The sequence below is a fragment of the Arthrobacter sp. B0316-1-20 genome (assembly GCF_059091865.1).
Map to the genome: position 1 here is coordinate 12,414 of NZ_JBNHHC010000017.1, position 20,880 is coordinate 33,293.

At 65.8% G+C, this 20,880-nt stretch carries 25 protein-coding genes; 14 read left to right on the top strand and 11 right to left on the bottom strand.

Going from position 1 to position 20,880, the window contains the following annotated elements; translation table 11 throughout:
- Positions 1-17: 17 nt before the first annotated feature.
- The 4 genes from AC5RW2_RS24605 to AC5RW2_RS24620 are packed head-to-tail and all read right to left on the bottom strand — an operon-like array spanning position 18 to position 1,727.
- Positions 18-596, bottom strand: coding sequence for a DUF6286 domain-containing protein (locus AC5RW2_RS24605; protein ID WP_493963838.1), 579 nt, complete (start codon positions 594-596; stop codon positions 18-20).
- Positions 593-1,000, bottom strand: a complete 408-nt coding sequence (locus AC5RW2_RS24610) for an Asp23/Gls24 family envelope stress response protein (protein ID WP_493951948.1) — start codon at positions 998-1,000, stop codon at positions 593-595. Before AC5RW2_RS24610 ends, AC5RW2_RS24605 begins: the two co-directional genes overlap by 4 nt.
- Positions 997-1,176, bottom strand: a complete 180-nt coding sequence (locus AC5RW2_RS24615; RefSeq protein WP_493951949.1) for a hypothetical protein — start codon at positions 1,174-1,176, stop codon at positions 997-999. Before AC5RW2_RS24615 ends, AC5RW2_RS24610 begins: the two co-directional genes overlap by 4 nt.
- Before the next feature lie 44 nt (positions 1,177-1,220).
- Positions 1,221-1,727 (bottom strand): Asp23/Gls24 family envelope stress response protein, encoded by a 507-nt coding sequence (locus tag AC5RW2_RS24620; protein ID WP_493951950.1) that lies wholly within the window; start codon positions 1,725-1,727, stop codon positions 1,221-1,223.
- Between the two features lie 26 nt (positions 1,728-1,753).
- Here AC5RW2_RS24620 and AC5RW2_RS24625 point away from each other — a divergent pair, with 26 nt between their 5' ends.
- Genes AC5RW2_RS24625 through AC5RW2_RS24635 form a run of 3 tightly spaced genes read left to right on the top strand, consistent with a single transcriptional unit; the run spans position 1,754 to position 3,508 of the window.
- Positions 1,754-2,503, top strand: a complete 750-nt coding sequence (locus tag AC5RW2_RS24625; RefSeq protein WP_494074729.1) for an RNA polymerase sigma factor — start codon at positions 1,754-1,756, stop codon at positions 2,501-2,503.
- On the top strand, positions 2,494-3,084 hold the full coding sequence (locus AC5RW2_RS24630) for an Asp23/Gls24 family envelope stress response protein (RefSeq protein ID WP_493963840.1): 591 nt from the start codon (positions 2,494-2,496) through the stop codon (positions 3,082-3,084). Before AC5RW2_RS24625 ends, AC5RW2_RS24630 begins: the two co-directional genes overlap by 10 nt.
- Positions 3,077-3,508, top strand: a complete 432-nt coding sequence (locus tag AC5RW2_RS24635; protein WP_493951953.1) for a hypothetical protein — start codon at positions 3,077-3,079, stop codon at positions 3,506-3,508. Before AC5RW2_RS24630 ends, AC5RW2_RS24635 begins: the two co-directional genes overlap by 8 nt.
- Before the next feature lie 131 nt (positions 3,509-3,639).
- Here AC5RW2_RS24635 and AC5RW2_RS24640 read toward each other — a convergent pair whose 3' ends face one another.
- From AC5RW2_RS24640 to AC5RW2_RS24655, 4 genes are all read right to left on the bottom strand, one after another.
- Complete coding sequence (locus AC5RW2_RS24640) at positions 3,640-4,083, bottom strand: MarR family winged helix-turn-helix transcriptional regulator (protein WP_493963841.1); 444 nt, start codon at positions 4,081-4,083, stop codon at positions 3,640-3,642.
- A 286-nt stretch (positions 4,084-4,369) separates the two neighbouring features.
- Complete coding sequence (locus AC5RW2_RS24645) at positions 4,370-4,558, bottom strand: hypothetical protein (RefSeq protein WP_493951957.1); 189 nt, start codon at positions 4,556-4,558, stop codon at positions 4,370-4,372.
- A 296-nt stretch (positions 4,559-4,854) separates the two neighbouring features.
- On the bottom strand, positions 4,855-5,865 hold the full coding sequence (locus AC5RW2_RS24650; RefSeq protein ID WP_493951958.1) for an ATP-dependent DNA ligase: 1,011 nt from the start codon (positions 5,863-5,865) through the stop codon (positions 4,855-4,857).
- Positions 5,866-5,921: 56 nt separating this feature from the next.
- Positions 5,922-6,362: an SGNH/GDSL hydrolase family protein gene (locus AC5RW2_RS24655; RefSeq protein WP_493963842.1), complete on the bottom strand. Its 441-nt coding sequence runs from the start codon at positions 6,360-6,362 to the stop codon at positions 5,922-5,924.
- Between the two features lie 230 nt (positions 6,363-6,592).
- Between AC5RW2_RS24655 and AC5RW2_RS24660 the strand changes: the two genes are divergently transcribed.
- A complete protein-coding gene (locus tag AC5RW2_RS24660) occupies positions 6,593-7,243 on the top strand; it encodes a DUF1345 domain-containing protein (protein ID WP_493963843.1) in 651 nt (216 codons plus the stop codon).
- 463 nt (positions 7,244-7,706) lie between these two features.
- Here the strand turns inward: AC5RW2_RS24660 and AC5RW2_RS24665 are convergent, their stop codons facing one another.
- The 3 genes from AC5RW2_RS24665 to AC5RW2_RS24675 form a co-directional block, all read right to left on the bottom strand.
- Complete coding sequence (locus AC5RW2_RS24665; RefSeq protein ID WP_493963844.1) at positions 7,707-8,660, bottom strand: carbohydrate kinase family protein; 954 nt, start codon at positions 8,658-8,660, stop codon at positions 7,707-7,709.
- Between the two features lie 21 nt (positions 8,661-8,681).
- Positions 8,682-10,049, bottom strand: a complete 1,368-nt coding sequence (locus AC5RW2_RS24670; protein ID WP_493963845.1) for a sugar porter family MFS transporter — start codon at positions 10,047-10,049, stop codon at positions 8,682-8,684.
- A 439-nt stretch (positions 10,050-10,488) separates the two neighbouring features.
- Positions 10,489-10,950 (bottom strand): hypothetical protein, encoded by a 462-nt coding sequence (locus AC5RW2_RS24675; RefSeq protein WP_493951966.1) that lies wholly within the window; start codon positions 10,948-10,950, stop codon positions 10,489-10,491.
- A 343-nt stretch (positions 10,951-11,293) separates the two neighbouring features.
- Here AC5RW2_RS24675 and AC5RW2_RS24680 point away from each other — a divergent pair, with 343 nt between their 5' ends.
- From AC5RW2_RS24680 to AC5RW2_RS24725, 10 genes are all read left to right on the top strand, one after another.
- On the top strand, positions 11,294-11,503 hold the full coding sequence (locus tag AC5RW2_RS24680) for a hypothetical protein (RefSeq protein ID WP_493951967.1): 210 nt from the start codon (positions 11,294-11,296) through the stop codon (positions 11,501-11,503).
- 153 nt (positions 11,504-11,656) lie between these two features.
- The gene (locus AC5RW2_RS24685; RefSeq protein WP_493951968.1) at positions 11,657-12,004 is read left to right on the top strand and encodes a PadR family transcriptional regulator; all 348 of its coding nucleotides are present in this window, start codon (positions 11,657-11,659) and stop codon (positions 12,002-12,004) included.
- Entirely contained in the window at positions 12,001-13,002 is a 1,002-nt protein-coding gene (locus AC5RW2_RS24690) for an HAAS signaling domain-containing protein (protein ID WP_493963846.1), read from the top strand. The genes AC5RW2_RS24685 and AC5RW2_RS24690 overlap by 4 nt, the downstream gene beginning before the upstream one ends.
- A 304-nt stretch (positions 13,003-13,306) precedes the next feature.
- Positions 13,307-15,742, top strand: coding sequence for a transglycosylase domain-containing protein (locus AC5RW2_RS24695; protein ID WP_493963847.1), 2,436 nt, complete (start codon positions 13,307-13,309; stop codon positions 15,740-15,742).
- Positions 15,743-15,750: 8 nt separating this feature from the next.
- Complete coding sequence (locus AC5RW2_RS24700; protein WP_493963848.1) at positions 15,751-17,319, top strand: hypothetical protein; 1,569 nt, start codon at positions 15,751-15,753, stop codon at positions 17,317-17,319.
- A gap of 52 nt (positions 17,320-17,371) precedes the next feature.
- Entirely contained in the window at positions 17,372-18,214 is an 843-nt protein-coding gene (locus tag AC5RW2_RS24705; protein WP_493963849.1) for a thioesterase family protein, read from the top strand.
- Complete coding sequence (locus AC5RW2_RS24710; RefSeq protein ID WP_493963850.1) at positions 18,211-18,678, top strand: 23S rRNA (pseudouridine(1915)-N(3))-methyltransferase RlmH; 468 nt, start codon at positions 18,211-18,213, stop codon at positions 18,676-18,678. The genes AC5RW2_RS24705 and AC5RW2_RS24710 overlap by 4 nt, the downstream gene beginning before the upstream one ends.
- Before the next feature lie 2 nt (positions 18,679-18,680).
- A complete protein-coding gene (locus AC5RW2_RS24715) occupies positions 18,681-19,292 on the top strand; it encodes a hypothetical protein (RefSeq protein WP_493963851.1) in 612 nt (203 codons plus the stop codon).
- A gap of 61 nt (positions 19,293-19,353) precedes the next feature.
- The gene (locus AC5RW2_RS24720) at positions 19,354-20,097 is read left to right on the top strand and encodes a YcnI family protein (protein WP_493951975.1); all 744 of its coding nucleotides are present in this window, start codon (positions 19,354-19,356) and stop codon (positions 20,095-20,097) included.
- A gap of 80 nt (positions 20,098-20,177) precedes the next feature.
- Positions 20,178-20,831 carry a DUF4232 domain-containing protein gene (locus tag AC5RW2_RS24725; RefSeq protein ID WP_493963852.1) on the top strand — a complete coding sequence of 218 codons (654 nt, stop codon included), beginning with the start codon at positions 20,178-20,180 and terminating at the stop codon, positions 20,829-20,831.
- The last annotated feature ends 49 nt before the right edge of the window (positions 20,832-20,880 follow it).

The window sequence follows — 20,880 nt, forward strand, 5'->3', positions numbered from 1 at the left end:
ACGGGTCGCTGCCGCTCTTACTCCTTCGACCGGATTGAAGCGGTGACCTTCGGGACGGGATCTAGACCGGCCCCTGTCAGACGTTCACTGACCGCGGCAATGACCCGTCCGCGCAGCTCGGCTGTTTCATGCAGGGCCGTGGCCACGTTCAGATGGACCGCATGCGGTGACACCGTGGCCGATGCGGAACTGACACCGTCGATATGTTCACAGTGCGCGGCGGCAAGGCGCGCCACTGAGCGGCGAGTCATGATGGTCTCCTGGGTTCCCCCCACCTGTGCAGATCCGTCTCCGGTCGACACCAACGGCAGTGCGTTGAAGCGACCTGGCATCAACGCTGCCAGCAGCAGGACGACACCCACCACCGCAGCGATTGCCCCGACCGCCCAGGCCGCGGGAGCGTTCCAAGTCAAACCGGCGAGCCAGTCCCGTGGCCCGGCGAGAAACGCCGGCCACCAGCCCGTGAGCATCCGCGACACTGCCGCCCACACCAGTCCGGTCCCGGCCGCCAGTAGCAGCGTTCCCAGGATCAGGGCCGGTACAGCGCGGCTGGGACGGTGCCGCAGGGAGGTGGCCTTCCCATCCCGCCGGCTCACAACAGCCTCCGGCGTCCGGAGGATTCAACGGCAGGTCTCAGCCAGGACACCGTGATGTCAACTTGGCGCACCTGTACCCCGGTCAGGGCTGTGACGCGTTCACTGATCCTGCGGCGCAGCTGTTCGGTCGCCTGCCGCAGCGGTACGGGATAGAGCAGGCCAACTTCCACCGTGAGGGCGGCGATATTACCCGCGAGCTCCACGGAGGCCTGGGGACGGGCGGCAAAGTCCGCATGCGCCCCTAGGCCCAGGAATCCCCCGGAGGTGCCGCCGGCGAAGGACTCCTCGCCGGCAACTTGGCTGGCGATCTTTTCCACCACCTTGTGGTCCAAAACGGTGCGTCCCCGCGACTCCGGGCCACCGGCATCCGGCAGAGAGCCCGCGCGTGTTGCCGGGGCATTCATCGGCTTCTCGCGTTGCCGAACAGGGCCTGCACGTCCAGTTTGCCTTCTGCGATGCGGCCCACGACCAGTCCGATCAGGCCAAAGAGGACCACTATCAGCAGGGCCACGAAGCCTCCGAAGGCCAAGACAATTCCCAAAACCAGACCAACTGCCAGACACCATTGTGTAAAGGACATGGAATCCTCCTTTCAAATACGGCGGCCCCGGAGCGCGGAGGCTGCTACTGCAGCTCAGGGGTCTTTCTGGTCTCGGATTCCTGCCGGTCATCTTCCGGCAGATGGACATCGGTGACATGGACGTTCACTTCGAGAACTTCCAGCCCGGTCGCGCGCTCCACAGCCTGAATCACATTGCGCCGGATACCCTGACTGACCTCAACAATCGACGTTCCATAGTCGACGACGATGCTGACGCCGATGGCGGTCTGGAGCTCGCCCTTTTCCACCATGACCCCGCCGCTGACGTTCGTTTGGGCGCCGGGAATGCGTTCGGCCATGGCGCTGAACGCCCGCCGGGCCGCGCTGCCCATCGTATACACCCCGGGAACCTCACGGGTGGCCATTCCCGCGAGCTTCTGCACCACGGTTTCCTCTATTGTGGTATCGCCGCGCTCTGTGTGCAGCGGCCCGGCTTTGCGGCGATGCTCATCGACCGGGCTGAGCCTCTGCTCCTCCCCTGTCGCCACTTGTCCGCCGGGCTGTGCAGGGTTCCTCGAGGCTTCGGTCACGGGAATCATCTCCTCAATCAACCAATGTGCTGCTTACAAAGAGAAAGACGTACGTAAGCACAAAACATCACGCAGCCAGCAAAAACTCTTTGGTCTTGGGCGTTCCGCTCACCGGCATCGTCTGGGATAGTGGCCATAAGCCCTCGGTCCTAGTGTTCGAAGCCATTCAGATGGATAGGCGTGAACCCGTTGTCGTGATACGGCCCCATGAACTGGACGAAACAACCGTCGTCGCCCGGGCGCAGGACGGCGACTTGGGTGCGTTCGAATACTTGGTCGGGGAATACCAGGGGAAACTGTTCCGCCTCGCTTTCCGCATGCTCAACGACCGGGGCGAAGCCGAGGACGTTGTGCAGGAAACTCTGGTGGCCTGCTGGAGAAAACTGCCGCTGCTGACCCATGCGGAGGCCTTCGGCGGCTGGATTTACCAGATGACCACCAACCGATGTCTCGACGCTCTGCGCCGACGTTCCATCCACCGGGAAATAGTCCAGGAGCCTGCAACCTTGGAAGCCACCGCGGATTTCACTTTCAGCGGCCCCGAGGCCGGAGGCGATCCGGCCTGCGCGGCGGAAATATCACTGCAGCTGGATGGCTTGGCCGCAGCACTGGAAACCCTCCCGCCCACCCAGCGCGCCTGCTGGCTGCTCCGGGAAATCCATGGGCGCAGCTACGCTGAGATAGCCTCAACGCTCCAGGTGAGTGAACAGATAGTCAGAGGCCGCCTGGCCAGAGCCCGAATACAACTCGTGGAAAAGATGAGCCCATGGCGCTAGACGACAACACCCCCCGACTCGGCTGCGGCCGCAGCATCGATGAGGTGTGGGCCAGCATTAACCAGCCGCCCGACGCCCACGAGCAATACTGCGACAGGTGCCGGACGGCACGGGCCAGTCTGGCACAGCTTTCGGAGGCCACCCGCACCCTGCGCGCGCAGGATGAAGAGAACCCCGCCCTGCAGCCGCGCAGTGCGGTCAAAGACGCCATCATGAAAGTGGCCCGCGCCGAAGTCCGGCGGGGCAACCGGATCCCCGTCCACCACGTCAAACAGGGGGTCATCGAGCTCAGCGAACAGGCCATCTCCACAGTCATCTGGTTGGGAGCCGACGCCCTTCCGGGGGTGCGGGCCCGGCGCTGCCGCGCTCATTCCGACAACCTGGAGATCGCGGACAACCCCGGCCCCCCTGCCGGCACCGCCGTTCTCACAGTGGACCTCCGGATCGCCGTGGCCGCCGGCACCTATATCCCCGAAGCGGCCCACCTGCTGCGTCAACGGATCACCGGCATGATCACGGCACACGTCGGAGTCGACGCCGGAACCATCAACATCGTCGTGGAGGATCTCTACGATGTCTGAGCGGCCCCTCGAAGCCCGGTTGATCAACAGCGACCTTGTGGCCGATCTAGCTGCCCGCGCCGCCCTCGATACTCCCGGCGTTCTTCGGCTCGAACCGACCCTGAAGAACCTTCTCGCTCATCTGGGTTCAGGAGCAGCTCAAATCCTCAGCAGAAACCGCGTCGACTCCACTCCCACCCGGCGGGACGGTGTCTTCGCCACCGTCCGTGACGGCGTTGCCGATATCCACCTCGACATCGCCACCGACATCGCCTACGCGGCCCTGACAGTCGCCCAGGCCGTGCGTGGACAGATCACCGGGGCCCTCAGCCGCACCGGCCTGACCCCGGGACGCATCGACATCGCGGTCCTCGCCATAGAACACCCGCCCGCCGCTGCAGAAGACGGCCGCCCCAAACCGTTCCCGTCGATCGGGTCAGGCTAGACCAAGACACCGTAACGGACCAGGAGTCCGTACTCGAACAGGTCCGCAAGGAACGGATCGAAACCGAGCGCAGGGAAAGACCACGACTGTGACCATGCAAGCACGGAAGAGTGCTGTTATTGGTTCTCGGGTCAGGCCGGCCGAAATCCGACAATGCCGAACCTTTCATTCCCGAGGTCGCGGATGACACGAGCAAGCTGCGTTTTGAGCTGCTCCATCTCGCCGTCCGCGCCCAAAAGCTCTTGCTCCAACCGCGCCACCTTCCGAAAAACCTCCACTCCTCGTTCGGTGATGCTCACTCGTTGCTGACGCAGGTCGTTTTGGCTGCGAACGCGGGATATGTAACCAGTCGTTTCCAGCCGTCCCACGGTCTTACCCATGGTCTGCGGCTCCACCCGCACCTGCTTGGCCAGCTTCGCCTGGGTCATCTCCCCTTCCATGGCCAGGATCTCCAGGACAATAGCCCCGGCATGGGTCAGGCCGACAGAAGCCAGATGTTCGTTCCACCTGTATTCGACGAGTCTGGCTGCTGTGGACAAAAGCCGGGGTATGGGCCAAGCGGAAAGATCAGGCATAAGGAATTATAAGCAAACTTATTATATAACAGTCAACGGTTCACCTGACCAACAGCCTCGGCACAACGAAACCGCGGCGCCACGCTTCGCTAGCCGCTGACCGAGGTCGACGGCGGTCTGTCCGGGCGCGCACCGGTGATTCCAGGGCAACATAGTCATGCACCTCGGCGCCGTGCGCGCTTCGACGGCGCCCCGCCGGTGCATATTTGGAGATCGTTGGAGAGAAGCTCTGAGGAGCAAGAGGCTCGCAGGCTCGCAGGATTGGTCACTATTGCAGGCGGCTGCATCAGCTTGCTGCAAGGGCCTGAGCTGCGAAGATCTCCTCTACGTCGTATTCGCAGACGCCTGCAGCTTCCGCGACCTGCTCCGCGGACAGACCCGCTGACAGGGCAGCGATAATCTGCTCGCCGGCCACCGCTTTAGCCTGGTCAAGCGCCCACTCCGCAGCTTCCAGCTCCCCCGGACCGGCTGACAACCTCCGCGAGCATCCTCGCTTGGGCGGGCGACATGCTGGCTGGCAATCCTGTTACCGCTGGCACTTCGGGGGAACGTTCCACACTCAGGCCCCGATAAACGGTGGAATCAATGCTGGCGATGGAGATGGGGCTGGTGCTGGTTGGGATTTGCGGCTTCATGGCAGCCACCCTTCAAAAATGAAGCCCTACTCCCACTGCTTAAGAGAAGCTTCTAGAAGACACGACCGGACCGTCCGCCTCTCTTCGAGACTAGGCATAGCCATACTCAAAGGCAACCGTCGACCACCCACAGACACTAGACAAAGTCCGCCTGCGCGCTCACCGATCCCGGGTCTAGCTCCGGCCTGGACCGGAGGAACCGCACTGCATGCCGGAAGGATGTGCCGGACATCGCGGTGTCGGCTGACACTTCGACGACAAGCGGTTCCACGAGGGTCAGCTCCGTTTCACCTGCGTCAGCGTTGAAGCGGTCCATGAGCGTGGATTTCACCCGGTGCGGCCAGGGATGATCCGGGCCGGCTGGCTGCAGCTGGGCTCCCAGCAGTTTACTAGCGGCGGTTTTCAGCGGCCCGGAACGTCCGACGATACGGAGTTCGCCGTCGATAGGCAGCCCGGCGACGATGGCCTCGGGCCTGGTAAGGGGACCGATGACTGCCGCGCAGATGACATCGATAGTGTCGCGGTGTTTGATCTTTTGCCACTGCCTCTGCCCGCCCTCGTAGGGTTGGCCGGCGCCCTTAATGACGAGACCTTCGATGCCGGTGGCGGGCAGTTCTTCGAACCACGTTGCGGCAGTGGCAGGGTCAGTGGTGCCAGGGGATATTTCGAGGATTTCGTACCAGCCTCGGGCGAGTTCTTCGAGCAACTCCCGCCGGACCCGGAACGGTTGACAGCGGACGTCGTGCCCGGCGGCGGCGAGTAGGTCGAAGGCCACGAAGTGGGCCGGCACTTGCCGCACCAGCCCTGGAAGTGTTTTTGTTGACGCGCTCAGCCGCTGCTGGAGGGCGGAGAAGTTCAGCCGATCCTCCGACCAGATCACTGCTTCGCCGTCGAGCAGGCAGCCGGGCGGCAACTGATTCCCCGCCGCCTCCACCAGATCCGGGAAGTACCGTGAAAGGTTCTTGCCCTGCCGGGACCAGATGGAAGTCTCATCCTCCTCGCGGCCAATAACCGCGCGGTACCCGTCCCATTTTGGTTCGTACCAGGCTCCTCCTGGGAGCGAGCCAGGGCGCGGCATCTTTTCCACGGCGCGGGCCAACGCCACCTGTACGGGCGGGCGCAGCTCCGCCGGCAGCCTCCCATCCATAAGCCCACGATACAAGCACTCGCGGGCGCGTGGCGGTCCGGCTTTCCTCGCTCGGCTCAGCTTGTATCGCGGCTGTCGAGCAGGGCGGCAGCGATCTTCTGATGCCCGGCGGCGTTGGGATGCTCGCCGTCCGCGGCCAGGTAATGGGTTTCGTCGTAGTTGTAGTCGGGGCCTTTGAACGCCGCGCGCAGGTCGACGTAAGCGGACCCGGTCTGCGCGGCGACGTCCCGTATCACTGTGTTGACCTCGTCGGTGACGGCCGCCGCCGCCTCCACGTAGGCTTGTCCCTGCTCGCGTGCATACTGGTTACCAAGCCAGACGCTCCAGTAGTCCAGCAGCACCACGTCCACGGCATGACCGGTGGATAGTTCGTGGACGCGGTCCACGATGTCGCGCAGGTTCGCCCTTAGAACTGCCATCTTGGGCAGGTAGCAGTCCACGTCGCTTGAGCACGAACTGGAATATGCCACGTCGTTCGCGTCCACTTCGATCTCCACAGGCGCGCATTCTTGACCTCGTCGATCGCGGCGCCAAGGCCACTCAGCCGGTGAAGCACGTCCCGGGTGGTGACCCCCCCTACCGCCCTAGTTCGAGGCGATAGGGGGCGAGCCGCTGAACCGGCCACAACCCAAGTCTCCGCGCGGCGGTCGCCCTCGCCGGAGTCATCCTCGGAGGCCAGACCCCTCCTTTCAGCTGATTTCCCGCGCCGTTCTGCCAGAATGTAGCCATGTCGGTGCAGAACTTCCGCAGCCGGAAACACCGTTCATCGGCGCGGCTGGCGGTGATGCTCACCGTTGGCGCCCTTACCGCTTTCGCAGTCGGACTGACCGGGAACGCGGCGTACGCTCCATCGTTGGGCTGGGCCGCGGCCTCCTTGACCTACCTCATCTGGGTCTGGCCCGTCATCGGCCGCCTCTCCTCCGCTGCCACGGCCGCCCACGCGGCTCGGGAGGATACCGGCCGCGCTGCCTCTGACGCCCTCGTCCTTGCCGCCACCTTGGCCAGCTTCGGGGGCGTCGTGCTGATATTGCTCGACGCCGGCTCCGCCGAGGGAATTGCGAAAGCGGGACTTATAGCGGTGGCCTTAGGCAGCATTAGCTTGTCTTGGTTCCTGGTTCAAACTCTCTTCACCCTGCGCTACGCCTTCCTTTACTACCGGGACCGCGACGGCGTGGACTTCAACAAGGACAGCGGCCCGCATTACCGGGACTTCGCCTATCTGGCTTTCACCATTGGAATGACGTTTCAAGTCTCGGACACCAACTTGAAAACCGACGCATTCCGCTCCACGGCCCTGCGCCATGCGTTGCTCTCCTACTTGCTGGGTACTATCGTGCTGGCCACGAGCATTAACCTGGTTGCCGGCCTGGTCCGCTGAACCGTTATTGTCTCAGCAGGTCGATGTGGGGAGTCCGAAAGGAAAGTTCAGCACGTCGCGGATATCGGTTCCGGCCAGCAGCATGGCCAGTCGGTCCACGCCCATCGAATGCGTGAACGGCTCCGACGGACGGTACGAGTCTTAAGTGGCCGTGGACCTGGTGAACTGGATCAGGCAAAACCTGCGCACTGTGGACAACCGGGCGTGCTTGGGCAACCACCGGCTACAGCGCCGGCGGCTGGTGCGCGACCATGTTCTCCGTCCTGCACCCGGACCGGTGGGCCGCATCGATCAATGTGGCCGGCTATTTCGCTCCGGATTACAGCCCGACCAGACTGGGCCCGTGCCAACGATCCGCGCTACAACCTCGTTGGCACTCTGGCGCGCCACAAGCGAAGTTTGAGTGCGTCGACCGATGCACTCGGCTGGGTTGCGTGCCGTTGCGCCGACCTATGCTCGCTGGTCAGTCCTCGAATGCCGGCGGGTGCGCAAGCATCGCCTGGACCTCGGCCCGGTCAGGAGCGTAGGAACCGGGCCGGCTGACGGTCAGGCCTGCGGTGGCAACGGCCCGGTGGAGGGCCGGCTGCACGTCGGCCCAGCGGGCCTCACGGAACCGTTCGCGGCCCTGGCTTCCGCCGAGCAGGTTTGCGTCCAGCAACCCGGAGATGAGTCCTGCCATAAAGGAGTCGCCGGCGCCTACGCTGTCGGCGACCTTGACGTTCATCTGGTCCACGACCAGGTTGTCGCTGTCCGACGCCAATGCCGCCCATGCTCCCCAGGGACCGCGGGTGATCACGATCATGGCAGGCCCCAGGGCGCGCCAGCGGCGTATGACCGCCTGTAGCGGCTTTTCTGGGTAGAGCCATTCGATGTCCTCATCGGATGCCCTCACCAGGTCGGAGAGCGAGACCAGCTCCTCAATGCGCTGCATCATGGCCTGCGGTGAGTGCATCAGCGCGGGGCGGACATTTGGGTCGTAGGAGACTGTGGCATGGTCCCGGACGGCGCGAACGGTCTGCACCACCTGGGTGCCACCCGGCTCGAGAGTGGCCGCGATGCTCCCGGTGTGCAGGTGATTGACGGTGTCGAGGTCCTCCAGCACAGGAAGTTGCCACGTCAGGTCGAAGTCGTAGGACGCGCTGCCGGCGGCGTCCAGCGTCGCATAAGCCACCGAGGTGTGCTCGGCTCTGTCACTCCCCTCGCGCAGACGGGCGCCTGCCGCCCGTGCCCTCTGAACGATCCGCTCGCCCCTGTTGTCACGGCCGAACCACGTTCCAACTGTCGTGTCATGGCCCAATCGTGCCAAGCCGCAGCCGACGTTCAGTAGGCTCCCCCCTACATGCTCCTCAGACTTTCCGTCGTGCCGAACCACGTCGATGAGAGCCTCGCCAAGGGACAGGACCTGTGGATTCTTCATGGGCTGCCTCCGCTATTTTGCTCAGGCGGAAGTGCGCCAGTGCGCGAGCCCGAGCTTTTCTTCCATCTCTTCGAGCGGCACGCCCTTAGTCTCCGGCATGACCTTCAGGACCCAGATCAGCTGCCCGATCATGCAGATGAAGAAGAGCGAGAAGGCCCAACCACCGCCCAGCAGCGCAATCACCGGAGGGAATGCCCACGAGGTGATTGCCGCAAACACCCAATGGGTCAGGCTGCCCAGCGACTGGCCGCGCCCACGGATGCGGTTGGGGAAGATCTCGGAGATGAACACCCAGATCACCGCGCCCTGGCCGAAGGCGTGGGCAGCGATGAACACCAGCAACCCGACCAGCACGAGGACGCTGGAGGTGGGCGTGAAGACCGGCTCGTAGTAGAACATCACGGCTGCGAGGAAGCCAAGGCTGACCAGGTAGCCAATCGACCCAACCAGCATCAGCCGTCGCCGTCCGAACCGGTCGATGACCGCGAGCGCAGCCATGGTGGCGATGAGGTTCATCAGGCCCACTGCGACCGCCATCAGGAAGGCGGTGTCCGTGGACGCACCCGCTTTGATGAGGACCGCGGGAGCGTAGTAAAGAATCGCGTTGATGCCCGACAGCTGATTGAAGGCGGCGATGGCCACGGCCATCAGGATGACCCTGCGGTGCTGTGCGGTGAAGAACGGGACATTGGGGGAATTCTCGGCCGCAGCCAGCGAGGCGCGGAGTTCGCTGATTTCGAGCTCGAATTCGGCCTCGTTAGAGGACAGTCGGCGCGCGATCTCGTTGCCCCGCTGGTCCTGGCCGACACTGAACAACCAGCGTGGCGTTTCGGGCACGGTGAACAGCAGCAGCAGGAAGACGATCGCCGGAATTGCCATCACGCCGAACATCCAGCGCCACGCAACATCGGCAGGCAGTGCTGACCGGATCAGGAAGTTCGACAGATACGCCAGCAAGATGCCCAGCACAATGTTGAACTGGACCAGGCCCACCAGACGCCCCCGGTGGGCGGCTGGAGAAATCTCGGCAGTGTAGATGGGTGCGCACACGCTGGCCATGCCCACCCCGACGCCACCGAGGAACCGGAAGATGATGAACATTATCTCGCTCGTGGCCAATGCGGAGCCCACCGCGCCGACCACGAACAGCGCACCGATCACAAAGAGCATTTTCTTGCGCCCGTACCTGTCCGCCGGTATCCCGGCAGTCAGGGCGCCCAGAATGGTACCGATGAGCGCGGTGGCCACGGTGAATCCAAGGCCCGCCGGGCTGAGGTTGAACTCTTGGGCGAGCGCTACTGTGGTCCCCGAGATCACGGCGGTATCGAAACCGAAGATCAGGCCGCCGAGCGCGGCGACGATAGCACTGCGAATGACGAGAGGTCGCATGCGATGTCCAAAGGTGAAGAGGCCGTTCCCCCGCGCCCTCGCCCAGGGGCCGACCGAAAGTTATGTTCCAGTCGATGCGTGCACCTCGGGGCTCCCTGAGTCGGCCTCGATCATGACGGGTTCGACTTTGTGTGAGGAAGCCGGCCCTGAGGCGGTCCCCACCGCGCTGGTCCGCTAAGCAAACCGCCGGTTGTACCTGGCCGTCGGCGCGCGGGGCGTCGTCGGTCAGGAGGACATGACTTGCGGCGAGAACGAAAGCGTGGCCTCACTCGCACCGACGTCAAACGGGCGACTCCGCCCAGCTTCGGTTCTCTAGGGGAAGTTTATACCTGTGTGGCGAGGGCGTCTGTATTTCCTCACGGTTTCTCATAGCCTCGCGGTTTCTCGTAGCCTCGCGACAGGCGCGCGAACCTCGTCCGGGATGCGTCAGAGCGGCCGGTCAGCCACGCTGGGTGCCGTCGGCCGCGAGACCGTAAAGCATCAGGTTCCAGCCGCGGTCGCCAAGCACGATTGTCGCGCGCTTGACCTTGCCGTCCTGATCGAGCCACCGCAGGTGGTTGCCGTCCGCGTCTGCCCGGTAGCCGGACTGGCGTGCTACCCACACCCCCTCGGCCACCGCGCGTTCCCGGCTGTCGGCCCACCACCACCACCGGCTAACCAAACTCAGGACAGCAAGCGCGAAGCCGATCAGAGCGGTGAACACCCCGGCCAGGGGCGGAAGGCCCGGGATTAAGGTCAGCGCGACTGCGAAGGACATCGCGGCGAGCAGGAGTCCGACCGGGTGGTTCCACCTGCGCGGGGCGGGAGTTGGCGGAGTGGGCGCGACGTCGGGGAAGACCCGGATGAGGGCAGGCCGTGTTGAGGTATGGCCGTGGTTGTCGTAGTAGTACATCGAGTTCATGGAGGTACTCCTGGCACGCGCCGTGGCGCGCGAAGGCTAAGGAAGGTGGTGATAGCAGCCCAGCGGACAGCAGGAACGCCCGCCCGCAGATCGACTCCCCCACATGCGGGCGCCTCAGCGCCCGCCGTTCCGTGCCGGCGGCGAATAGTTCCTTTTAATTCAAACACTGAGTCGGACGGTGCTGTCCAGCCCGATCGCTATCTGATTGGTCACACTGGACGCACACCCTCCGGCGGAGCCAGCCGTGGACGGCTGAATGGGAACTTTCAGCACCAGGATGCTTCCACCCGCCACAGCGGGCGTAGCCTTGGTCCATAAAAGTCCGCGCACAGGAGGTAAGAACGTGGCCGACCCAGCCAAGACGTTGAAGCCGACCACCATAGGCCGGATCGTTTCGGTGACAAAAGCCAACGGGGACGAGTACGTAGGTGCCCTGGCTGCTTTCCGCCGCACCGAGGACGGCAAGGGGTTCGTGGTTTACCTGCAGGGAGTTGGACAACCGATCGAAGTGCCGGCCGATGGGTCTGTATCCGTTCACCAGCGGGCAGTCTAGCGACCGCAGCAGCGAACAAGATGCCCCGCCTGCCGTCACGGCCGGCGGGGTTTTTACTGTCCGGACCCGGGCGGCAACTGCTTTGCCCAACGGGAACGATTTACTCACGCAGACCTGTTGCAATGGTGTGTGCCACACACTATCGTGTCACGCATGGATACCGACGACGCCGCCACCCTTGCCACCCATGAACAGGAGCTGCGGCGCGGCACCATTGTCCTGGCGAGCTTGGCCGCCTGCCGGACGCCGCGTTACGGATATGCACTGCTCAGCACCCTCACCGACGCCGGTTTCCAGATCGAAGCAAACACCCTCTACCCGCTGCTGCGGCGGCTGGAGAAACAAGGACTACTCAAGGCCGAGTGGAACACCGACGAGGCCAGACCTCGCAAGTACTACACGCTGACCGACCTCGGTAGCCTGATGGCCAATTCACTTCGCGACGAATGGGCCGACCTCACCAGAAGCCTGACCACGCTGTGGAAGGACGATTCCGTATGAGCTCCCTGACCGAAAAATACGTCGCGCAGGTGGTGCGCCGCCTGCCCGAGGGCAACCGGGCGGACATTGCCCGCGAAATCACCGCCACCGTCTCCGACATGGCCGACGCTCGGCTTGCCGGGGATGGCTACCCGCCGCCTGCCTCAGCCGAAGCAGCCGAGCGGGCGGCCCTTGAAGAACTCGGCGATCCCTCACGCCTGGCTTTGCGCTACAGCGAATCGCCGCGGTACGTGATCGGGCCCGAGCTTTTTCCTGTCTTCACCCGGCTGACGGTGTGGCTGTTGCCGATCGTAGCGGTCTCGGCCCTGGCCGTGAACGCCCTGGTCTATGTCCTGGCGACTCCGGAGCCCGCGGTCGGCGGCATGATCGGCGCGATGGTCGGCAACGGCGTGCTGGCGGTCCTGATCGCCCTAGCCGTTGTCACCGTATTGCTGGCGCTGGCCGAACGAATTCTCTCCGAGAAGGACAAGGCCCAACTGGCAGCACCGGCCACCCGCTCCCAATGGAGCGTTGATGACCTGATCCGCGAGCCGGCCGTCCGGGAGATCGCCCGCCCGGAGCCGATCGCCTCGCTGGTGATCCTTGCGCTCATGGCATTGGTGCCCTTCCTGCCGACCTCCTTCTTCTACGTGGGCCACCTCAACGATGGCGGCGGATTCCTCAACCCGGGCCTGTGGGACGGCTGGATTCCGGCCTACCTCGGCTTCCTGGTGGTCTTCGCACTGATCGAAACCTGGCGGCTGGCCTCCGGCCGCTGGTCGACGGCGATGCTCGCCACGATGATCGTGGCTGACGTTGCCTTCGCGGTCTTCTTGACCGCTGCATTCCTCAGCCAAGATGTGCTCGACCCTGCACTCTTCACCGGTTCCGGATCTGAGCCGGGCTGGTACCAGGGCGCCGCCGTCGTACTCATCTGGGCGGTCACCGTGTGGGACCAACTGGCCACCATTAAGGCCTACCGCGAGGCCCGATCGCTTCGCCCGGCGGAACGCCGCTAACGCGCGCTCCGCCCTTGCCGACAGGGCCGCTGCCCTAGTACCAGGCAGCGGTCCTGTCAACGTTTTCGGGCCACATCTGACCTTTCACATCAGTCACAAAAGGTAATCGGCGTCACATTTCTGCAGCGATCGCAAACCGCCCGAAAAAGGGGTTGCGGCAGGGCTGTTAAGCCGTACGCTAAGACCACCTCTCCGGGAGCGGCGGCGTACACCAAGCGGCTTCCTGGAGGTAATTCGTCGGCAGGTTGGGAACGGTGACGTTGGGGGACGTCCGGGGCCTGCTCAGGGGGACGGGGGACCGCAGGTGGACGAATCAACGGGCGATCCGGAGGGCGACGGCGCCAACCGAGACGCGGGGAATACCCCCGCCAAGCAAGCACCAGCGCCGCCGGACCGGGATCCCGCGCTCGCGCAGAGCAACCGGAAACCGTGGTGGCGCCGCCGGAAAGACACCGTGGGGCTGGACGACCTGCTGTCGCCTGCTTCCCAACCGGAGCCCCGGCACGGCACTGCGATGCGTTTCGCCGCCTGGGCCGGCGCCGTCGCCGTGGTGGCACTCAGCGCAGGATCCCTGGTCGCACCGGGGGCGATCGCCTTCTCCGCAGCCACTGATTCCGTCCTGGACCTGTGGGAGGAACTGCCGGCCGAGTTGCCGCTGGACACCGCCCTGCCGCAACACACGGTCCTGCTGGACAGAGACGGCAAGGAGTTCGCCCGCTTCTACAGCGAGAACCGGATCGATGTGGCCCTGGACCACGTCTCGACGACCTTTCTGGACACCCTGCTGTCCACCGAGGATGCCCGGTTCTACGAACACCACGGCGTGGACGCGCTGGGGGTCACCCGCGCCATGGTTACCAACTCCGTGGGCGGCGAGCGCCAAGGCGGTTCCACCATCACCCAGCAACTGGTGCAGAACATCCTGGTCAACAACGCGCGCGACGAAACCGAGCAGTCGGTGGCGGTGGGCGAGACCTACAACGCCAAGATCCGCGAGGCCAAGTATGCGGTCCAGCTGGAAAACCGGCTGAGCAAAGACCAAATCCTGAACATGTACGTCAACGCCGTCTACTTCGGCCACCGCGCCTACGGAATCCAGGCGGCGGCCCGGATCTACTTCAACACGACGGCGGACAAACTCAACCTGCCGCAGTCGGCGCTGCTCGTCGGACTGCTCAAAGGCCCGGGCTACTACGATCCGATGAAATACCCGGACCGGGCGGTTGACCGCCGCAATACTGTGCTGGACGTGCTGCAGGGACGTGGGGCGATCACGGCTGCGGAAGCTGCGGCGGCCCGCCAGAGCGGACTGGGCCTCGACCCGGGCTCCGTGCCGTCCGGCTGCGCCGACTCCGACTACCCGTTCTACTGCGACCTGGTCCGGGATGAAATCCTCTCCGATCCGGCCTTCGGCCAGACCCAGGAAGAACGGGCGGACCGGCTCTCCCGCGGCGGCATGACCCTCACGACGGCGATGGACCGCAAGGCGATGGCCGCGGCGCAGAAAGCGGTGAGCAAAGCGATGGGCAACAAGAACCGCGCAGCGCTGGGCACCGCCGTCGTTGTGCCCGGCACCGGGCACATCGCGGGAGTGGTGCAGAACCGCGCGTGGGGCGAGGGCAAGGGCAAGACCGAAGTGGTCTTCGCCGACAGTCCCTTCCAAGTCGGCTCGGCGATGAAGCCGATTGTTCTGGCCACGGCGCTGACCCAGGGGATTTCACCGCGGGAGAAGCTGCTGGCCAACGGCCCCTACTACTCCCGCTTGGACAACCCGCCGGGCGGCTTCCACAACTACGGCAACACGAACTACGGCTCTATCGATGCCTACCAGGCCGTCCGCGCCTCGGTGAATGTCTACTTCGTGCGGCTGATCGAGCGTACCGGAGTGAAGGAGGTGGCCGAGCTTGCCGAAAAGCTGGGCATTACCACCATCCCCACGAACAATCTGCACGGCAAGGAGGCGTCGTTGGCTCTCGGGGCATACGAGATTTCGCCGCTGGAGATGGCCAACGCCTACTCCACGTTCGTCAGCGGCGGAGTCCTCTGCCGGCCGGTCACCATCACCGAAGGCGTCCGCAGCGATACCGGCGAGAAGATCCCGGCTCCCGAGGCCGGCTGCCACCAGGCCATCGACCCCTCGGTGGCCGCCACGGTGGCCGACGCGCTCAAGGAACCGTTCAACCCCGCCGGCACCCTCGGCGCCCTGGGCATGCCGAAGGGCCGCAAGGCCGGCGCGAAGACCGGCACCACCAATGACTTCGCCGCCAACTGGATTGTGGGCGTTACGCCGCAGTATGCGACGGCGGTGTGGCTGGGCGATCCGCGCGGCGGCGCGCAGTACCCGCTGAAGAAGGTGAAAGCCTACGGCAAAATCTTCCGCGACCTCACCGGCTCCGAACTGGCCGGCCCGGTGTGGAAGGACACCATGGAGGGCCTGCACAAGGGCCTGCCGGCCGAGCCGATGCCGGAAGCCGATCCGCTGACCAGCAGCGTGGCCGTGTCGCGATCGATGCCCGATCTGCGCGGTCTGGGTGTCAACGAAGCCATCACGGTGTTGTTGCGCAACAATTTGGTTCCCGTGATTAGAGAGAAGACGGCCAAACCGGATTCGCGAATCGGCAGGAACGTGGTGACGAAACAGTCGGCCCCGCCGGGCAGCAGCCTGGCCTACCGACAGGAAGTGACCATCACGCTCAGTGCTGGCAGCAACACCGCCATCACGGTCCCCGACCAGCAGTAGGAGCCCCGATGTCCATCTTCGAGAAGCATCCGGCTGTGGCCCTCGCCGTCGGTGCGCTATGTCTGGCTTCCGTCACCGCCTCCGGGCTGGTGGCACTGCAGCTGTCCGGCATGCCCATGGTCCTCCCCCGCGAACCGGCGCCGGCGGTGGCCGAGGCAGCGTCACCGGTGGCAATCAGCGCCGTGCTCGCGGACAGCCCGGCGTCCACGTCGTTGACCACACTGTTGGAGGAACCACCGGAAAAGTGGAAGCCGGACGGCCCGCTGGAGCGCGGAGTTGCGCTGCCGGTGCCGTACGCGTGCGAGATCGGGGAGGCGCCGTCCGTCGCCTTGGCGCGTTCGTTCAGGGTCGGGAAGGTCAAAGTGCAGGTGGTCAGCGCTGCCTTCACCGCCGGCCTGGGCGCCGAAGCCATGGACAAGATGTTGGACAACGCGTCCGATTGTGCCGGGAGCTCGGTCGACGTCGACGGCGAGGATCTGGACACTCCCGGTGTCCAGGCGCACCGGGCCTACACCACCAAGGGCGGCCGCACCATGCAGGTGGTGACCTTCCGGCGCGGCGACGTGCTGACCTTCGTCGTTGGCAAGGCCGACGCGCGGCTGCGGAAGCTGGCCGGGCAACTCGACAAGAAACTGGCCGTCACGCTGGAAGACGTCTGCACCGACCAGAAGTCCGACTCCGGCGACGCCGCCCGCTCGCCGTGGTCGACGCAAGGGTACAAGCCGTTCACCCGCACCAGCACGGTGGCCATCCGCGCTGTGTCGCCCCCGCAGGAACCCTCAGACGCCGGCTACCACGCCGTGCCGATGCCCGCGCCGGACCTGAAGGTCAAAGCTGCCAGCCCGGCGGCTGAGCCGAGCTATCCCGTCTGGCCGCGGATGCCGGAGGCCCGAAAGGTGCCCCAGCCTCCCCAGAGTCCGGCGGACCAGCCCGCCACGTCGGCCAAGGTCAGGGTGCTGGCCGGAGACGCCGTCGGCCCGGGCTGTGGTTGGAACTTCACCGGAATGGCCGCGGTGCCTTTCGACGCCGACGCCGCTGCAGCCGCCAATCGGAAACGTACTCAGGCCGCGGAGGAAAAGCTCGCCGCCGGCGTCGAAAAATGGCAGCAAAGCGTGCTGGACTACTGGACCGCCTACCACCGGTACCAATCCAAAGTGGAGGAGTATAAGGATTACGCCGCCGCCGTGGCGAAGGTGAACAAGGCCTGGGACAAGATCGCGGCGCAGTGGGATGACTACTGGGGCGAATATGCGATCTACCAACAGGCACTGGCGGAACGCTCGGCGTTCTTCGCGCGGCGGGACAACGCCCGGGCGAATTACCGCGATGCCCTGGCCGCCTGCGAAGCGGAGAACCGTGAGGCGGAGCAGGACTACCGCCAAGCGAAAGAGGACTACCAGGACGCCGTGGACGAGGCGGAGGACAACGACGAGGATCCGCCGGAGCCGCCCGCAGAGCCTGAGCCCGTGGACTGTGAAGCCGCCGTACCGGTGCCGGCCATCCTGGACTGGGCGCCGCCGGCCAAACCCGTTGCCCCGGCCACCCCGGCCGATCCCCGCCCGAAGGACCAGCGCTAAGCGTGCCGGCCCATAGACTATGGGCCCGTGCGGATTTAGTTAGAGTGGTGGCATGGTCGATTCCACTGCCACTGCCGCCGTCGAGCATCTGGGTGTCGACGGGAGTGCGGTCCCGGACGCTTACTATGTCCGGCTGGATGGCGGGCGCTTCCATTCCACCCTGCACTCCCAGGGCGCGTGGAACGACCACGAACAGCACATGGCCCCGGCGTCCGGCCTGATGGTGCACGAACTCCTGCGCAACCATCCGAACGCGGAGATGGTGATGAGCCGGATCAACTTCGAGATCCTGGGCATCATCCACGGCGGCGAGTTCGAGATCCAGACCCGGGTGCTGCGGCCGGGCCGGACGATCGAACTCTTGGAGGCCACGTTCAGCGCCCAGGGCCGCACTGCCATCCGCGCCCAGGCCTGGCGGCTGCTGGCCGGCGATACCGCGGAGGTCGCAGGTCCCGTGCATCCGGGCCTGCCGGGTCCGGACGGCTTGCCGACGGCGCCCATGCAGGGCGTCTGGGACGGCGGCTTCATCCGCGCCACCGAGTTCCGGACCGTTGCTGACCGCGGGCCCGGCAACCGCACGGTGTGGGCGCGCCCGCTGCACCCGTTGGTCCAGGACGAGGACATCCACCCGCTGGCCCGCTTCGTCAGCATCGTGGACACCGCGAACGGTGTGGCCGTGCGGCAGGACCCGCGCGAGTACATGTTCCCCAACGTGGATCTGACCATCCACCTGTTCCGCCAGCCGCACGGCGAATGGACCGGGTTGGACACCCGCGTGACGTTTGGCGCCGGGGGCGTGGGCTTGACCGACACCGCATTGTTCGATGAACAGGGTCCGGTGGGCCGCGCCGCGCAGATCCTGACCGTCCGCAAGTTCCCGGCAGCCGGCGGATGAGCCTGCGCATCCTCACCATCGGACGCAAGCACGAGTCGTGGGTGGCGGAGGGAATCGACCGCTACGAAAAGCGGATGAAGAAGCCCTTCGACGTCAGCTGGCAGCCCATTCCCCATTCCGCCCGGGAGCATGACGCCGCGCGCCGGGAAGAGTCGGAAACCCTGCTGGCCAAGCTCACCGGCAAGCACGCGAACGACTTCGTGATCCTGCTCGACGAGCGCGGCAAGAACATCGACTCGCCCACGCTGGCCCGCACCTTGCAGCAGCCGCTGGACAGCTCCCGCAACGTCACGCTGATCATCGGCGGCGCCTACGGCGTGGACGACTCGATCCACCGCCGCGCAGACTTTGTCTGGTCCCTCTCCAAGCTGGTCTTCCCGCACCAGCTGGTCCGGCTGATCGTCATGGAGCAGCTCTACCGCGCCCAGGAGATTGCCGGCGGCCGGCCCTACCACCATGAATAACCGTGGGTAGCGCACTACGCTTCGGCCGGTCGGCCGTCGTCGCCGCCGCCGTGCTCTGTCTCGCCGCCGCCGCCCATACCGCCGCCGGCGGCGCCTTACCGCCGCCCGCCGTCGTCCTGGCGCTGGGCGCACTCACCTGGCTGCCGGTGATGATCCTGGCCGGACGGAAGCTGGCGCCGGCAACCATCCTGGCGGTACTGGCCGGCGGCCAACTGGCGCTGCACCAGGCCTTTGAGCTGTTCGGAACGGTCCAGTGCGCGCCGTCCGGCGTGACCGAGCACGCCGGCCACGCCGGCCACGCGGCGGTGGCACTGGAGTGTGTGGCCGCGTCGCACACCGGAAATTCGCCGGGCATGCTTGCCGCCCACCTGCTGGCGACCGCCCTGACTGCGCTGATGCTGGCTCGCGGCGAGGCCGCGCTGTGGGCGCTGGCCGCCTGGCTGCGTCCGCTGGTCCAGCTGCCCGCCGTCCCCGCGGTGCCCGTCCGCGCTTTCTTACCCGTCACCGACCAGGCACCGTTGCCGCTGCACACCGCGTATCTGGTCACGCTGGTGCCGCTCCGCGGACCACCGGTGCCGGTGAGTTCTCCGCTTCCGGACCGACACTTGGTCTGAATTCCCACTTCTTCCGGTGCTGCGGCCGCAACCTGCCCAGCGCCTCCTGAAAGGCACCCTCGTGAAAACCATCCAGCGCACTACCCTCCGCACCGTCCTCGCCAGCGGGGCCACCGCCGGCCTGCTGGCCGCTGGCGCCGGCGCCGCCTCAGCGCATGTCCACGTCACCCCGGAGGAGAACGCCGCCGGCAGCAGCTCGGTGCTGACCTTCGCCTTCGCGCACGGCTGCGAAGGCTCGCCGACCACCAAGATCGCGATCTCACTGCCCGACCAGTTGGTCGACGCCACGCCCACCGTGCACCCCGGCTGGGACGTTGAGAAGGCCAGCGAAACCTTCGATGCGCCCAAGACCCTGGACAGCGGCGCCACCGTCACCGAGCGGGTCAGCCAGGTTGTCTACACCGCCAAGGAACCGGTGGCCGACGGGCTGCGCGACACGCTGCAGCTGCAGGTGCTGCTGCCCGAGTCCGCCGGCGAGACCTTGGCGTTCCCCGTCCTGCAGACCTGCGAGAAGGGCGAGACCAACTGGGCCGAGATCCCCGCGGAGGGCCAGGACCCGCATGATCTGGAGTCCCCGGCTCCTTCGTTCGTGATCGGCGAAGCATCCACTGACAACCACGGAGGGCACGACGGCGGTGCCTCCCCCGCTGCCGAAACCACCTCGGCAGCGGGTCATGGAGCGGCGGGCACCGAGGCACCGGGTAACGGAGCGGCGGCGGTGGCCGGCTGGACCGGGCTGGGTGCCGGCGTGCTCGGCCTGGCGGCCGGAGTGGCTGCCCTGGCCCGGACGCGGAAGAAGGGCTGATCGTCCACATGTAGCGCCGCCTCCGGCCGGTTGTCTATCCACTGCGGACAGACCACCGGCCGGAGGTGTTTAATGTGAGCATGATGAATCGTTTCCGGCTGAGGCCGGCCGCCGCGGCCCTCTTCGTTGGCTCCGCCCTGCTGCTGGCCGGCTGCGGCCAAGCGGCCCAGGAACCCGGCACAGCGCCGGCGTCCGCCGGCCCAACGGGCGCAGCGCCGTCGTCCTCGGCACCGGCCCCGGCACCGGCAACCGAAAGCGCAGCCGGAAGCGAAAGCCCCGCCGCGGTGCCGGAGAGCAGCGGCGGCGCCGATGCCGGTTCCTGCAGCGCGGGCCAGCTCTCCGCTGCCATCGAAACCGAACCCGGCGGCGGCGCCGCCGGCAGCGTCTACCGCACATTGGTGCTCACCAACACCGGCGACAAGGCCTGCACCCTGGCCGGCTATCCGGGTGTCTCCTACGTCGACGGCAACGGCAAGCAAGTGGGTGCCGCCGCCGATCGGGACCCGGACGCCACAACGGTAACGGTCACGGTGGCGCCGGGCGGCACCGCCGCGGCGCAGCTGCGCCAGACGAACGCGCAGAACTACGGTGAAGAATGCGGGCTCACGGATGTGGCAGGCGTGAAGGTCTACCCGCCGAACCGCAAAGATTCTCTGATCGCCAAGCAGGAGACCGTCGGCTGCTCGGATGATTCGGTGGTGCTGATGACGGTGGCCACGTTCCAGGCCCCGTAACCGCTGTTCCGCCGCCGCGGAACTGCACGCTGTCGGCGTCGGGCGTTAG

Bases quoted from the DNA above. Each gene is read 5' to 3' on its own strand.
- AC5RW2_RS24610 (WP_493951948.1), bottom strand. From the start codon at position 1,000: ATGAATGCCCCGGCAACACGCGCGGGCTCTCTGCCGGATGCCGGTGGC.
- AC5RW2_RS24650 (WP_493951958.1), bottom strand. From the start codon at position 5,865: ATGGATGGGAGGCTGCCGGCGGAGCTGCGCCCGCCCGTACAGGTGGCG.
- AC5RW2_RS24710 (WP_493963850.1), top strand. From the start codon at position 18,211: ATGAGCCTGCGCATCCTCACCATCGGACGCAAGCACGAGTCGTGGGTG.
- AC5RW2_RS24700 (WP_493963848.1), top strand. From the start codon at position 15,751: ATGTCCATCTTCGAGAAGCATCCGGCTGTGGCCCTCGCCGTCGGTGCG.
- AC5RW2_RS24670 (WP_493963845.1), bottom strand. From the start codon at position 10,049: ATGCGACCTCTCGTCATTCGCAGTGCTATCGTCGCCGCGCTCGGCGGC.
- AC5RW2_RS24675 (WP_493951966.1), bottom strand. From the start codon at position 10,950: ATGAACTCGATGTACTACTACGACAACCACGGCCATACCTCAACACGG.
- AC5RW2_RS24690 (WP_493963846.1), top strand. From the start codon at position 12,001: ATGAGCTCCCTGACCGAAAAATACGTCGCGCAGGTGGTGCGCCGCCTG.
- AC5RW2_RS24635 (WP_493951953.1), top strand. From the start codon at position 3,077: ATGTCTGAGCGGCCCCTCGAAGCCCGGTTGATCAACAGCGACCTTGTG.
- AC5RW2_RS24640 (WP_493963841.1), bottom strand. From the start codon at position 4,083: ATGCCTGATCTTTCCGCTTGGCCCATACCCCGGCTTTTGTCCACAGCA.
- AC5RW2_RS24615 (WP_493951949.1), bottom strand. From the start codon at position 1,176: ATGTCCTTTACACAATGGTGTCTGGCAGTTGGTCTGGTTTTGGGAATT.
- AC5RW2_RS24725 (WP_493963852.1), top strand. From the start codon at position 20,178: ATGATGAATCGTTTCCGGCTGAGGCCGGCCGCCGCGGCCCTCTTCGTT.
- AC5RW2_RS24660 (WP_493963843.1), top strand. From the start codon at position 6,593: ATGTCGGTGCAGAACTTCCGCAGCCGGAAACACCGTTCATCGGCGCGG.
- AC5RW2_RS24665 (WP_493963844.1), bottom strand. From the start codon at position 8,660: ATGAAGAATCCACAGGTCCTGTCCCTTGGCGAGGCTCTCATCGACGTG.
- AC5RW2_RS24685 (WP_493951968.1), top strand. From the start codon at position 11,657: ATGGATACCGACGACGCCGCCACCCTTGCCACCCATGAACAGGAGCTG.
- AC5RW2_RS24630 (WP_493963840.1), top strand. From the start codon at position 2,494: ATGGCGCTAGACGACAACACCCCCCGACTCGGCTGCGGCCGCAGCATC.
- AC5RW2_RS24705 (WP_493963849.1), top strand. From the start codon at position 17,372: ATGGTCGATTCCACTGCCACTGCCGCCGTCGAGCATCTGGGTGTCGAC.